13 protein-coding genes and 2 riboswitches are annotated in these 14,376 nt (G+C 53.4%); of the genes, 1 reads left to right on the forward strand and 12 read right to left on the reverse strand.

Annotated features, from left to right (window positions below):
* Window positions 1-338 precede the first annotated feature (338 nt).
* The 9 genes from purF to KI362_RS14890 form a co-directional block, all read right to left on the reverse strand.
* A complete protein-coding gene (purF, locus tag KI362_RS14850; RefSeq protein WP_301628149.1) occupies window positions 339-1,820 on the reverse strand; it encodes an amidophosphoribosyltransferase in 1,482 nt (493 codons plus the stop codon).
* Window positions 1,805-4,048 (reverse strand): phosphoribosylformylglycinamidine synthase subunit PurL, encoded by a 2,244-nt coding sequence (gene purL, locus KI362_RS14855; protein WP_301628150.1) that lies wholly within the window; start codon window positions 4,046-4,048, stop codon window positions 1,805-1,807. The genes purF and purL overlap by 16 nt, the downstream gene beginning before the upstream one ends.
* Complete coding sequence (gene purQ / locus KI362_RS14860) at window positions 4,026-4,715, reverse strand: phosphoribosylformylglycinamidine synthase subunit PurQ (RefSeq protein ID WP_212938944.1); 690 nt, start codon at window positions 4,713-4,715, stop codon at window positions 4,026-4,028. The genes purL and purQ overlap by 23 nt, the downstream gene beginning before the upstream one ends.
* A gap of 3 nt (window positions 4,716-4,718) precedes the next feature.
* Window positions 4,719-4,964: a phosphoribosylformylglycinamidine synthase subunit PurS gene (gene purS, locus KI362_RS14865; RefSeq protein WP_044477180.1), complete on the reverse strand. Its 246-nt coding sequence runs from the start codon at window positions 4,962-4,964 to the stop codon at window positions 4,719-4,721.
* Between the two features lie 72 nt (window positions 4,965-5,036).
* Window positions 5,037-5,933, reverse strand: a complete 897-nt coding sequence (locus KI362_RS14870; RefSeq protein ID WP_301628153.1) for a phosphoribosylaminoimidazolesuccinocarboxamide synthase — start codon at window positions 5,931-5,933, stop codon at window positions 5,037-5,039.
* A 72-nt stretch (window positions 5,934-6,005) separates the two neighbouring features.
* Window positions 6,006-7,301, reverse strand: a complete 1,296-nt coding sequence (purB, locus tag KI362_RS14875) for an adenylosuccinate lyase (protein ID WP_044477178.1) — start codon at window positions 7,299-7,301, stop codon at window positions 6,006-6,008.
* Window positions 7,298-8,554, reverse strand: coding sequence for a 5-(carboxyamino)imidazole ribonucleotide synthase (gene purK / locus KI362_RS14880; RefSeq protein ID WP_301628155.1), 1,257 nt, complete (start codon window positions 8,552-8,554; stop codon window positions 7,298-7,300). Before purK ends, purB begins: the two co-directional genes overlap by 4 nt.
* The gene (purE, locus tag KI362_RS14885; RefSeq protein WP_301628157.1) at window positions 8,551-9,054 is read right to left on the reverse strand and encodes a 5-(carboxyamino)imidazole ribonucleotide mutase; all 504 of its coding nucleotides are present in this window, start codon (window positions 9,052-9,054) and stop codon (window positions 8,551-8,553) included. The genes purK and purE overlap by 4 nt, the downstream gene beginning before the upstream one ends.
* 240 nt (window positions 9,055-9,294) lie before the next feature.
* Window positions 9,295-9,396, reverse strand: a riboswitch (purine riboswitch).
* A 140-nt stretch (window positions 9,397-9,536) separates the two neighbouring features.
* A complete protein-coding gene (locus KI362_RS14890) occupies window positions 9,537-10,244 on the reverse strand; it encodes a CPBP family intramembrane glutamic endopeptidase (RefSeq protein WP_306432841.1) in 708 nt (235 codons plus the stop codon).
* 98 nt (window positions 10,245-10,342) lie between these two features.
* Between KI362_RS14890 and KI362_RS14895 the strand changes: the two genes are divergently transcribed.
* Window positions 10,343-11,071 (forward strand): MerR family transcriptional regulator, encoded by a 729-nt coding sequence (locus tag KI362_RS14895; RefSeq protein WP_212938949.1) that lies wholly within the window; start codon window positions 10,343-10,345, stop codon window positions 11,069-11,071.
* A gap of 80 nt (window positions 11,072-11,151) precedes the next feature.
* Window positions 11,152-11,254: riboswitch (purine riboswitch) on the reverse strand.
* Here the strand turns inward: KI362_RS14895 and KI362_RS14900 are convergent.
* The 3 genes from KI362_RS14900 to KI362_RS14910 form a co-directional block, all read right to left on the reverse strand.
* On the reverse strand, window positions 11,254-12,543 hold the full coding sequence (locus KI362_RS14900) for an MFS transporter (protein ID WP_301628160.1): 1,290 nt from the start codon (window positions 12,541-12,543) through the stop codon (window positions 11,254-11,256). It overlaps the preceding riboswitch by 1 nt.
* Window positions 12,544-12,647: 104 nt before the next feature.
* Window positions 12,648-13,814, reverse strand: a complete 1,167-nt coding sequence (locus tag KI362_RS14905; protein WP_301628162.1) for a winged helix-turn-helix domain-containing protein — start codon at window positions 13,812-13,814, stop codon at window positions 12,648-12,650.
* 374 nt (window positions 13,815-14,188) lie between these two features.
* The coding region (locus KI362_RS14910) for a hypothetical protein (RefSeq protein WP_301628164.1) at window positions 14,189-14,376 on the reverse strand (188 nt) is incomplete at its 5' end.

The raw sequence follows: 14,376 nt of genomic DNA on the forward strand, positions 1-14,376 counted from the left end.
GCTCTCAAAGGCGAACGCTACCGAGCTTATGCTCTCGAAGTAGCTTTCTTTCAGAAAGCTTTTACTTCAAAACACTTTACACTTATGCCTTTTCTCTGCAGTTCTTTAGTTCAACTAATATAGCTCCTTATTATCCTAATAGCTGTATAAGATACATCTATTCTTCGTTCTTCTCTTGAAACAGACAGGTTTAAATGTACAAACTGCAATTAAGTAACCTCTATGCCAAGGTGAAGAGCCTAGATCGTGGAAAATAGCTGTACTTTCTACACCTAGTTTGCCTGTTTCCCCTTCACCGAAGAAATATAAATGTAGTTTTTACAACTAGCTCTCACTACTCAACACGTACAGCCAAACTTCTCTTCCCCGTCAAAATCCGTTTGGGTCGGATAGTCATTGTCGAAGCAAGCCATACACAAGCCGCCCTTAAAGTCGCCCTGATTAAATCCGCCGACAGCTCGTATCAATCCATCCGGGGTCAAAAATTGCAGGGAATCCGCATTAATCTCTTGGCGAATCTCCTCCACCGACTTGGAGGAAGCGATCAGCTCTGCCCGGTCGGGTGTATCAATGCCGTAGAAGCACGGATTCTTAAACGGAGGCGATGTAATCCGCACATGCACCTCGGTCGCTCCCGCCTCCCGCAGCAAATTGACGATACGCCGCGAGGTCGTTCCCCGGACGATAGAGTCGTCAATCATTACAACCCGCTTGCCCTCCACCACGCCTCGCACAGCGCTAAGCTTCATCTTGACGCCTTGCTCGCGCAGCTCCTGGCTCGGCTGGATGAAGGTCCGGCCCGTATATTTATTCTTGATCAGTCCAAGCTCATAAGGAATTCCTGTCTGCTCCGCGTAACCAATCGCAGCCGATATACTCGAATCCGGCACTCCGGTTACTACATCCGCATCCACAAAGGATTCCTGCGCCAGCACCTGTCCCATCTGCTTGCGGGCCCGGTGCAGGTTCGCTCCGTTCAACTCGCTGTCCGGCCGGCTGAAGTAGATGTATTCCATCGCACACAGCGCCTTGCGCTGCGGCTCGGCATAACGATCCTCCCGCATTCCGTTCTCATCCAGCACCAACAGCTCGCCCGGCAGGATGTCGCGGATAATTTCAGCACCGACCACCTCAAAGGCACAGGTCTCCGATGAGAATAAATAGGCGTCTCCTAACCGCCCCATCGTCAGCGGACGCAGACCGTGCGGATCACTGGCAACGATCAGCTTGTTGTTCGTCATCAGCAAGAAAGCAAACCCGCCAACCAATTGGCGAAGCGCATCCTTGGCTGCCTCGACAAATTCCTTCGATGAACGGGCGATCAGATGGGCGATAACCTCTGTATCACTGGTCGTCTGGAAAATCGAGCCCGCCTGCTCCAGCTCTCGGCGAATCTGCGGGGCATTGACGATATTCCCGTTCGTTGCCACCGCGAGATCACCATCTCGATATTTGAAGATCAGCGGCTGGGCATTCGTCAGACGGCTATCACCGCTCGTCGAATAACGCACATGGCCGATGGAGCGGTTCCCCGGCAGCGAGGACAGCTTGTCACGGTCAAACACCTCTTTGACCAGCCCCATGCCGCGGTGGTAGTTGAACTGCTCTCCATCGGTTACACAGATTCCCGCACTCTCCTCGCCGCGGTGCTGCAATGCATGCAAGCCGTAATAAGACAGCGAGGCCGCCTCCGGGTGTCCGAACACACCGAACACGCCGCATTCCTCTTTCAAGGTATCGAAAATATCGCTTCGCCCCGTGCCTTCGTTATAATAGTCTCCCGTCCATAGCTGCTGCGAAGGCATCATTGCATCCGACATGGAATCGCATCCTCCCAGACCCGGGCCAGCTCCTTCACCGGTCTGTCAATCGCCGATGCTCCGTTAACGGAGACCTTCAGCGCACTGCCCTCAACAACGCCGATCCGCTGTACCGGAACCCCGCGCGAGGCAAGATGATCCAGCAATTGCTCCGCCTGTGCCGGAGCTGCCGATAACACGATCCGCGACTGGGATTCACTGAACAACGCCAAATCAGCACGCAGGGCAGAATCAAGCTCAATCTTGGCACCGATGCCGCCACTGATGCAGCTCTCGGCAAGCGCTGCCGCTAGGCCGCCCTCTGACAAGTCATGTGCCGAACGAACCAAGCCGCCTTGAATAGCGCTTAGCACGGCATCAAGCAGCTGCTTCTCCACTTGGAGGTCCAGCACTGGCGGACGTCCTTCTGTTACGCCATGCACCACGGCCTGGAACTCGCTGCCGCCAAGCTCGCCGCGGGTATCCCCGAGCAGTACAATGACATCGCCCTCGTTTTTGAAGCCTTGCGTCGTAATATGATCCGTATCATGAACCAGGCCAACCATCCCGACAACCGGTGTCGGATAGATCGCACCTTGCAAATTTTCATTGTACAAGCTGACATTACCGCCGATGACCGGTGCGTCCAGCACACGGCAGGCTTCCGCCATGCCGTCAACCGCACGCTCCATCTGCCAGAAAATATCCGGCTTCTCCGGGCTGCCGAAATTCAGATTGTCCGTAATCGCCAGCGGCTCTGCACCCGAGCACACAATATTCCGCGCGGCCTCACTCACTGCAATCTTGCCGCCCACTTCCGGATCCAGATAGACGAAACGTCCATTACAGTCCGTCGTCATAGCCAGCGCCTTGCGGGTGCCTTGAACCGTCACCACCGCCGCGTCAGAACCCGGACGAACTGCCGTGCTGGTCCGAACCATGTAATCATACTGGTTATACACCCAAGCCTTGCTTGCCACCGAAGGCGAAGCCAGGATTTGCTCCAACGCTAAGTTCAGATCGCTCACTTCCGGATAGCGAAGCGTGTCGATTCCTGTATTTTGCTCATAATAAGCAGGCACCGCGGATGGCTTTTCGTACACCGGACATTCATCTACAAGTGCGGTCACCGGCATATCGCCAACCACTTCGCCATGATGGAACAGCTTCAACCGGCCGTCATCCGTAACCTTACCGACCTTCGCGCAAATCACGCCCCACCGTTCAAAAATCTCCAGCGCCTGCGCTTCATCCTTCGGCTCCACTACGAACAGCATACGTTCCTGGGACTCCGACAGCATCATTTCATACGGAGTCATGCCCTCCTCGCGCTGCGGAACCTGATCGAGATACAGCTCCAGACCATTCCCCGCCTTGCTCGCCATCTCCGCACTGGAGCAGGTCAACCCGGCTGCGCCCATATCCTGAATCCCCAGCACAATGCCGGTATCGATCAACTCCAGACAAGCCTCCATCACGAGCTTCTCCATGAACGGATCGCCAACCTGTACTGCTGTCCGCTTTGCCTCGGATTCTTCGGTGAGCTCCTCGGATGCAAAGGTCGCTCCGTGAATTCCGTCCCGGCCTGTAGGAGGACCGACATAGAACACCGGATTTCCGACGCCCTTGGCTACGCCGCGTTGAATCTTATCGTGATCGATCAAGCCGACGCACATCGCGTTAACGAGCGGGTTGCCGTCATAGCTCTCGTCAAACACCACTTCGCCGCCCACCGTTGGAATGCCGATGCAGTTCCCGTAGCCCGCGATGCCGGATACGACATGCTCGAACAAATATTTCACCCGCTCGCTCTCCAGCTTGCCGAAGCGAAGCGAGTTCAGCAGCGCCACCGGTCTTGCCCCCATGGAGAAAATATCGCGGATAATCCCGCCGACACCTGTAGCGGCGCCTTGATAAGGCTCAACCGCTGACGGGTGGTTATGGCTTTCGATTTTGAATACGACCGCCTGATTATCGCCAATATCGACGATGCCCGCGCCTTCGCCCGGTCCCATCAGTACGCGCGGCCCGCTTGTCGGGAAACGGCGCAAGAGCGGCTTGGAGTTCTTGTAAGCACAATGCTCTGACCACATGACGCTGAATACACCGATTTCCGTGTAGTTCGGCTTGCGTCCAAGGAATCCACAGATCAGCTCATACTCGCTGTCCGATACGCCCATCTGTTTGTAAATGTGCTGCTCCGCAATTTGCTCTGCATTCGGTTCCTTAGCGGACACCTGCTGATTCATGCCGATCCCTCCATGCCTTTAATATCGAAGTAAACATCTTCTTGCCGTCTTCCGAGCCAAGCAGTCCGTCAACCGCCCGTTCCGGGTGCGGCATCATGCCGACCACATTTCCGCGTTCGTTCGTAATCCCCGCAATGTCGTCCACCGAACCGTTGGGATTGTTACTGTATCTGAAAATAATCTGCCGATTTTCTTGCAGTTGCTTCAAGGTATCCTCATCGCAATAATAGTTGCCTTCCCCATGCGCAATCGGAATCGTAATTTCTTCTCCTTCCGCATAGAGCGAGGTGAATGGATTGTCATTATTCTCGACACGAAGCACCGTATCATGACAGCGGAACTTCAGGGAATCGTTGCGGCGCAGCGTCCCCGGGAGCAGTCCGGCCTCGGTCAAAATCTGGAAGCCGTTGCAGATGCCCAGGACGTATTTGCCTTCTTCTGCCGCCTTGGCTACCTCATTCATCACCGGCGCGAAGCGGGCAATGGCTCCACAGCGGAGATAGTCTCCGTAAGAGAAGCCGCCCGGCACGAGAATGCAATCATAGCCCGACAAATCTGTAGCTGTGTGCCATACGTAGTCAACCGGTTCGCCAAGTGCAGATTCTACTGCCTTGTAACAGTCGATATCACAGTTGGAGCCGGGAAACACGAGTACTGCAAATTTCATGGATCAGCCCTCCAACTCGAAGCGGTAATCTTCGACAACCGTATTGGCCAGCAGCTTCTCGCACATCGCCTTGACCCGGGCTTCCGCCTCAAAGCGGTCATCGGTGTCCAACTGCATCTCCATATACTTGCCGATTCTCAGACCCTCAACCTCTCTGAATCCCATCGAATGCAGCGCCCCCTGTACGGCAACCCCCTGCGGATCAAGTACGCTTTGCTTAATTGTGACATATACGCGAGCTTTCAACATTTTCCCGTGTTCCCCCTTGTCATGGTATGTGCGGCGATGCCGCAAAACAGATTGGCTGACCGGCTGCGGCGGCTATAGCTCCGCTCCGGACAAGCGCCGGTAAATCTCCTTATATCTCCGGGTTGTCTCCTCCACAACTTGCGGCGGCAACGGGGCCGGCGGGCTGATCTTGTCCCAGTCCGAGCCGGCCAAATACGTGCGAACCGGTTCCTTGTCCATGCTGTCGATTTCAATATCAAGCGCATAGTTCTCTTCGGCCCAGAAGCGCGAGGCATCCGGGGTAAAAATCTCGTCAATGAGGATCAGCTTGCCATCCACCAGGCCGAATTCCAGCTTGCAGTCCGCAAGAACAATGCCGCGCTGTTCACAACGCTCGCGGGCGTAGCTATACAGCTCCAGACTGCGGGTCCGCAGCTGTTCCGCCAGCTCCGAGCCGGTCAATTCCGCCATCCTCGCGAATGGGATGTCTTCATCGTGTCCGACATCGTTTTTTGCGGCCGGCGTGAAGATCGGCTCTGCCAGCTTGCTGTTCTTGCGCAGTCCCTCAGGCAGCTTGATTCCGTTAATCTCCCCGCTCTCTTGGTACTGCCGCCAGCCCCCGCCGGTCACGTATCCGCGGACCACGCATTCGATATCGATGCGCTGCGCCTTGCGGGTCACCATGATCCGGCCGCGCAATGCCTCGCGGTGCTCCGCCGGAACAATGCCTTCCAGCCGGTCTACATCGGTGTGGATCACATGGTTGTCGATCAGGTGACTGGTCTGCTCGAACCAATAAGCGCTGAGCCGGTTCAGGACCTTGCCCTTCTCCGGCACAGCCGGCTCAAGCACGAAGTCGAAGGCCGAAATCCGGTCCGTTACGACGATGAGATAGTGCTCCCCAAGATCGTACAGCTCGCGAACCTTCCCTTTATATAGCAGCGGGGCCCCAATCATTCCCTCCGCCGTGGAAATCGCCGGTGTTGACATGCTTGCTTCCCTCCCATGAACCTTTATAGTTCAACTTACATTTTTCATTATTCCTTCAATCCAAGGACTAATTTAGTTCAATCCCAGCTTGGTAAAAATCGTATCCACATGCTTCAAATGCCAGGATGGATTAAACGCATCCTCGATTTCTTCCTTGGTCAGCACGGAGGTGATCTCCGGCGTCTCTTCAATAATGTCCCGGAAATGCCGCTGCGTCTCCCAGGCCTGCATCGCGCGAGGCTGTACAGTATCGTATGCCTGCTCACGGCTGAAGCCCTTATCGATCAGCTTCGTCATCACCCGGCCGGAGAACGGCACGCCGAATGTGCGCTCCATATTGCGCTTCATATTTTCAGGGAATACCGTCAGATTCTTCACGATATTGCCAAAGCGGTTCAGCATGTAGTTAAGCAGCATCGTTGCATCCGGCAAAATCACACGCTCCACCGAAGAGTGCGAAATATCGCGCTCATGCCACAGCGTCACGTTCTCATAAGCAGAGAGCATATGCCCGCGAATCACGCGCGACAGGCCGGAAATGTTCTCGCAGCCAATCGGATTTCGCTTGTGCGGCATGGCCGATGAGCCCTTCTGTCCCTTCGCAAAGGCTTCCTCCACCTCGCGGAACTCACTCTTTTGCAGCGCCCGGATTTCCGTGGCGAACTTGTCGAGCGAGGTTGCGATCAACGCCAGGGTCGCCATATATTCAGCATGACGGTCACGCTGCAGCGTCTGCGTTGAGATCGGCGCCGGGCTCGTGCCCAGCTTGCGGCAGACGAACTCCTCTACAAACGGGTCGATGTTCGCATAAGTGCCGACCGCACCGGAGATCTTTCCGAACTGAACATTGTCGGCTGCCCGCTTGAACCGTTCCAGGTTCCGCTTCATCTCTTCATACCAGAGCGCCATCTTCAGACCAAAGGTCGTCGGCTCGGCATGAACTCCGTGTGTCCGTCCCATCATGGCCGTATCCTTGTACTCGATGGCCTTGTTGCGCAGAATATCGATGAAGCTTACCAAATCCCGTTCCAGAATCTCGTTCGCCTGCTTGAGCAGATAACCAAGCGCCGTATCCACAACATCCGTCGAGGTGAGGCCATAGTGCACCCATTTGCGCTCTGCGCCCAAGCTCTCGGAAACGGCACGGGTAAAGGCGATGACATCATGACGCGTCTCCAGCTCAATCTCATAAATCCGATCCATATCGAAGGTGGCATTCTGACGCAGCAGCGCTACATCCTCCTTCGGAATAACTCCCAGCTCCGCCCACGCTTCGCAAGCGCAAATCTCCACCTCAAGCCAGGCCTTAAACTTGTTCTCTTCGGTCCATATGGCCCGCATTTCCGGTCTGCTGTAACGTTCGATCATAACTGTTGGTTCCTCCATATTTTGGTTTGCTGTATAAAATCCAGCCCGTCCTGCACATCGCTGCACAAAAGATTGACATGTCCCATCTTCCGCTTCGGCGCAGAACCTTGCTTTCCATATAAGTGTACTTTCGGAATGACCGGATTGCCAGTCATGGACGGCACCCTCTCTCCCCATTGCCCGGTGGCTACTGCCTGCTCTACCGCCTGCAAATGTTCGCCAAGCACATTGACCATCACCACCGGTGTTCTCAAGCCAGGGTCGCCAAGCGGCAAATTGCAGATGGCCCGGACATGCTGCTCGAACTGCGAGGTCGCATTTGCCTCCATCGTATAATGGCCCGAATTGTGCGGCCTTGGCGCCAGCTCATTAACATACAGCCTTCCGTCTCCGGTCAGGAACATCTCCACCGCCAGCAGTCCTACTGCTCCCAGCGACTCCGCAATCCGCGAAGCCAGCTTCTCTGCTTCTGCTTGCACTTCCGACCCGATCCGGGCCGGAACGATCGACGCATGAAGAATATTGTCTACATGAATGTTCTCGGCAACGGGAAAAGTCCTGATCTCACCACGCGGGCTGCGGGCTGCGATCACGGACAATTCCTTCTCAAACGGAATGAACTGCTCTAATACCAGCTCCGTCCCCGCCTGAATCAATGTGGCATACGCCTCGGCAATCTCAGCCTCTGAGCGGATCACCCATTGCCCCTTTCCGTCATAACCGCCAGTCGCGGTCTTCAATACCGCCGGCAGTCCCAGACGGCTTGCCGCTCCGCGCAGCCCTTCCTCGTTATGAATCTGTTCATAAGGAGCGACCGGCACGCCAGCCGCCTCAATAGCCGCTTTCTCACGCAGGCGATGCTGCGTTGTATAGAGCAAACGGCTCCCCTGAGGAACGTAAGACTGCTCTTCAAGCAATGCCGCTACGTCTGCATCCACATTTTCAAATTCGTAGGTAATTACATCCGCTTGAGCAGCCAATTCTTGGGCGGCAGCCCGATCTCCGTATCCGGCGACAATCTGCCGGGCAACCTGCCCGCACGGCGACTCCGGTGTCGGGTCCAGCGTTACAAAGCGATAGCCGAGATTACTTCCCGCCAAGGCCATCATCCGCCCTAACTGGCCGCCGCCCAGCACACCGACTGTGGAGCCGGGAGCGATTACCTTCTCGGCATCCAGGTTAGCTCGCGCTTCCCCGCCGGCTCCTTCCGGAGCCAGGCGAGGGCCTGCCTCCTCCAGCTTCAAACGGCTCATTGCTTCTCCTCCAGCACCAGCTCGCCGCTGCTCTCAAGCACTTCATCGCGGATCCGCTCTCGCCGTGCCGTTACCCGCTCAGCCAGCTCCTGGTCGAATGCGCCAAGCATTTGTGCTGCCAGCAGCCCGGCGTTCGTCGCGCCTGCCTTACCGATGGCTACCGTTGCAACCGGAATCCCGCCTGGCATCTGGACGATGGATAGGAGCGAATCCAGCCCCTGCAGCGCCTTTGTTTGTACCGGCACACCGATCACCGGCAGCACCGTTTTGGCAGCAACCATACCCGGCAAGTGTGCTGCACCTCCGGCACCTGCAATGATCACCTTCAGTCCGCGTTCCGCTGCCTGCTCCGCGTATTCGAACATAAGATCCGGCGTGCGGTGCGCAGATACAACCTTTTTCTCATAAGGCACCTGAAGCTCTTCCAATACCCTGCATGCGTGAGACATGGTCTCCCAATCCGATTTGCTGCCCATAATGACTCCAACCCGTGCTGACATGCTTGACATCCACCCGCTTTCTTTAGGTTTCCTAATTTTTCATAAATCAACTTCTATAATTAAAATGGTTGAAATTGCTGTTCTTACCCTGAGCTAAAAAAAGAAAAAGCCCGAACTCTATGAAAATACACGTATTTTCAGAAGTTTCGGACCCGGTTGCGAATACGCCGCTTGCCCTGACGAGCACAAAATCGGCCTTATCGGCCGCAGCCCGTCAAGGCAACGCAAGAAACAGCCTATTCCTATGACGTATTCACTCGTAGTCCGAAAATTTACGGTTCTCGGGTAGAGACTTCCGGGCCCTATCCCCGGCTTTATACGAGAGTATATAAGTTTCATTCTCATTCGCGGTTCTCCCGCGCGCTCTCTTAGTTTAACAATCCCCGACAAGGGATGTCAACTCAAACACGAACATTAATTTTTTGTTGACAAAATATCGTTCGTATTTTAACCTATCCCCTTCCCTCTGCAAATCCATCGCATTAAGACAAGGCGGTCAGGATAACGGCAATCGAATTGAAAGCTCCATGAATCAGGATGGCAGGCCAGACAGAGCCGGTTCTTTCATAAGTCCAGGCAAATATAATACCCGAGATGAAATTGACCGGCATGGCATTCAGGGTCGGATAATGAGCAGCGGTAAAAATCAGGGAACTGATCAATAGGCTTAACCCTTTTCCCGTACGTGTTCTCAACCACCGATAAATAAATCCGCGATAAAAAATCTCTTCATACACTGGGGATATGACCCCTGCCGATAGAATCCCTATGCATACTGTTAGTCCATTCACTTGCTCACGCAATGCTTCGGTCTTACTGTTATCCACGGTATTTCCCATATATCCTGTGATAATGACAGCAGTAATACTAAGGATCGTCAGGATCAGGAACCAAAGGATTATCTTCCCCCAATAGCTGGACGGAAAGCATCGAATACCGACTTGATTCCAAGATAATCCAAGGGGCCGCAAGGCAATCAGATAGAGTCCGGTCAGCAGGATAACGGCAATGGTCAGGCCCGTCAAGGCACCGGCATACAAGGAATTATCCAACCGCGCCTCATACAGGGGCTGCAGGCCATGTTTGACGAACCACACAACACCTCCGAATTCAAGCAGCATTAAAGCAAGAAATTCACGCCATGACCATTTATTTTCTTTCGTCCACTTCTCCGCGATGTGCATTTCCATTTCATTGGCCTCCAGTACGTATGTCGTATGTTATACTGGCAACTATAAGTGGTTACGCAACGTAACCTGCAAGCATAAAATCGTCAGGGGAGAAAAAAATGGTTCAATGGACTACCGGACAAGTAGCCAAAAAGCGCTCCATTTCGGTCCGAACACTTCGATTTTATGATCAGATTGGATTGCTCCGTCCTGGTCGGAAGGATGATCACGGCCGCCGGTACTATTCTGAGGATGACTTGTTTCGACTGGAAAAAATAATGATGCTGAAGCAGTTGGCTTTACCGCTGGAGGACATTGCCCATCTGCTGGATGCGCTGTCGTATCGGGAGATACTTATTGCCCATCACAATCACCTTCAAGATCAATTAAGCGCCCTGCAAAAGCAAATTGATCATACGGTCTCTCTGATTCATATGGTGGATTTGGAGGATGACTTGCCCTGGGAGAAAGTATCCGGGTTCATTGCCCATGGGAAATCAACCCCCAAGAAATGGGTCGACTATTTCGAGAAGGAAGAACAGGAGCTACTGCGAAGAACCTTGCCGAAATTAGAAAACAACGACACGGTCACCCAGCAGTATATTTCCTTGCTTCGCCGGATCGATTGGTGTATTTCCCAGGGGATCCAGCCGCAATCCGAAGAGGGACAAATTATTGCACAAGAGCTGCTAGCGTTATCCAAAGTTACCTTTGGCGGAGACCAGGAGCTGGAAAGCAAGTTCTGGGAGGTTCGGAAACGTCCGGCCGCGGATACCGGATTGCTTCCCATAAGTGAAGAGGTACTAGCCTTTGTGGAGGAGAGCATTCGCTTTGCCGAGCAGCATTAAAATTGCTGGCGTGGGTGCTCATGCGACTAAAGTAAAAAGGAAGGGCACACCTGCGGTGTCCTCCCCTCCTTTTAGCCTATTCCTATGACATATTCACTCGTAGTCCGAAAATTTACGGTTCTCGGGTAGAGACTTCCGGACCCTATCCCCTAACAATATTCAATATCTATCGAAAAGCATGTTTAAGCGGAGGGCATTTTCATTCCGGATACACCAGCCCCGGTTTCTTTAACTTCCGTTTGAGGCCAGAGCAAGCGCCGGAGCAAAATTCCTGTCAGGCCAAGTCCCACCATCGTTATGCCGATAGACATGAAGGCCGTCCCAACGGAAAGCGCCCGGATGAATAGTCCCCCAACCAGCGGCGCGGTCAGCATCACGAGACTGTTCATTGTATTCTGAATGCCGAACACGCGCCCGACGACGTCCGGGGAAGTTTCCTTCTGCAAAATATAATTTTGAACCAGAATGTATGTCCCATTGCCGATTCCGAGCAGCAGCCCAAATCCTAGCAACAGCCAAAGCGGGCTTGCCGGAGGGCATAACCCTAGCAGCGCAATACCCAGGCCGATCAATCCGCAGCCTCCGCCCAATCCCCAAGCATAATGGATTTTACCCAGCTTGTTCAGAACAACAAGCGCACCCACGGCACCCGCTCCAATCGCGGCCACAACCTGTCCGGTCAACGATTCATTGTCGGGAGAAATAGACTTAAACAGGGTCGGAAATTGATAATCAACCATCAAAATTGCCGCTAAACCGATAAAGCCGAAAATCATGGTATGAAATACCACTTTACGGTGCCAAAGGAATGCCCAGCCTTCCTTCCATTCACCCCAGAAGCTCTGTTTTCGAGTCTGCCCTTTTTCGATTGCCATCTCTTGACCGGCTCTACTCTCAGGCAGCTTCCATAATCCTAGCAGCAGCAGAGCAGACAGCAGCCGCGCTCCCATATTAATCAGGATACAGGCCTGTGGAGACAGGGCAGCGAGTGTTACCGCGCCCAGCAGCGGTCCGGCTACCTTAGATCCCTGGCCAACCAGTCCGTTATAGGATGTCGCCTGCAGCAGCAAATCAGCCGGAACGACCCGGCGGGTCAGCGCTTGTTGAGCCGGCACATGAAATACACCGGCCATGGCCCGGAGCGCCAGCAGCGGCAACAGCCATGCAAAATTCGGAGCGAACAGGACACCGACCGTCAGGATGACGGTCAGCAGATCGCACAGCATCATTAGCTTCGCCTGCTGGACCCGGTCCGCCAGCGTGCCTGCAAAAGAACTGAACAAAACGGCCGGTAACGCCATGCATACCGGAATGAGCGCAATCATGAACGGGTCTACGCCCCAGCGATAAACTACCAAAACCTGAATGGCGAGCGCATCGAACCAGTCTCCGAACGAAGCGAGCGCATAGGCGGAAAACATGCTCCTGTAACTGCGGAACGACCACAGCGCGGAGCGGGAAGCAGATTTCATTAAACAATTCCTCCATCCTTCATCTGTCCATTTCGTGATCACTCTTTGCAGCTTAACCGATGAATATCAGAGAATGATCAGATAAGAATGGGGACGGGGATAAATTACTCCTTTTCAACCATATCGGCTCCAAGAAATTCCGAAATGTATTTTTCCATGGCGGGGCGAAACGTCGATAGATGGAATTCCTTCTGTACGGATTCAAATAAACTGGCATATTTACGCGCTAATGAATTCTCCGGATCACAGCGCCTCAGAAATAAATTAATCTGTTTGATAGCACCTAGATAAAGCGGCAGGTGTTGAGACATGCTCAGTATCTCCAGGCCTTCATCCAGACTTTCTTCCGCTTCTCGCTCTTGCCCCTTCGTAAGAAGCCGCAAGCCTTTAAAAACGCGAAATCTGCCTATCTCTCTAATATAAGGCTCTTTCTCCAGCAAGCGCTCCAGTCTGGCCGCGGTCTGATCGGCCTCCTCCCAGCTTCCGGCCACCAGATGAACATACATCTCCATCAATGCCACGGGCATGACAAAACCGGTCAATCCGTCTTGCTCCACTACGCGCCCAGTATGATCAAATCGTTCGATAGCCTTCTTGGGCTTGCCGGCATCGGCATACAGCTCAAGAATATTCAGGATTTCCATCTCCCTGTGCTGTTCCGGCGTCATTAGGCCTTGCCTCAGCACTTCCTCGCAGTAATCGAGCACCCGGTCGGAATCTGGCGTGGCCGCCCAGTAAAGAAGGAGCAGCCAATAAAAACGTTCCCGCGGGCGAACCTCGTCCGTTTCCAGAAACCACCCGATGTCGGCTTGAATAAACCGGATATAGCTCCGGAAATATGCATTGATCTCAAATCCGAGGACTTCGCGCTGAGACGCCAATGCCACGATAGATTTTCCCTGCCCGAGCAAATGGTATTTTTCAAACAGCCCCCGTACCGCATTCTGGATCTCTTCATCACGCATGGAGGGATTGTCCAAAGCTTTGGGCTCAGCCATGATCAGACTGTAGCCGTAGCCCCGAATCGTGTTAATTTTGACATGCGGCCAACGGCGAAGCTTTTTGCGCAAACGGTAAATATGGTCATCGACCGTCCGCTCTACCGGATATTCCAGCACCCAGACCCGGTCCAGCAATTGCTCGCGTGAAAAGGCCTGTCCCCGCCGCTCATATAAAAACTGCAGCAAGGCAAATTCCTTGGCCAGCAATTCCACGCTTTCCGTTCCGTCGTTCACCGTATAGCCGGCTGGATCAAAAATAAGCTGTGACATGTTCATTCTTCCTTCCTATCGAGAAGCGGGTTCAAATTATATTTGCTGATTGGATCTTCATGTGTTTTGCCTATTGAATGCTTCAGTTCATTTAAGCCTATTGTGACTGGGCGGATCGCTGGATAACCTTGACGATTATATTGTAGAAGAGGTAACTAAATTCCTCGCCATTTCCAAATTTCACAGGTTTAAGTGTACCACCTAAAGATTTTGGACTAACGGATGTTTTGGACTCGCTAGAAGGAGTATCTTCTTTGAATTTGCTAACGGACATTTTGAACCGTTAGCCGACTCTTTTGCGCATTTTCGAAGGGTAACGGACATTTTCGGCATTTAGGACGCTCAATCGGCTCTGATTCACACAACTCACCTATCTAAGCAGCCAAAATGTCCGTTACATTTCTGGCTTCATCCATCGTGGCCTTTAAGGAGACGTAATGTCCGTTGATATGAACGAAACCTGTCAAGCGCCTCTGTGACTCTCTCGTTTTTGACGCGCTTAAATAAGAGCCTGTCAAGCGCCTTTCTTGACAGGTGGCTCTTTCCGGCGATACTTTTTGAA

This window comes from Paenibacillus apis, from assembly GCF_018333295.1.
GTDB classification, from domain to species: Bacteria; Bacillota; Bacilli; order Paenibacillales; family Paenibacillaceae; genus Fontibacillus; species Fontibacillus antibioticophila.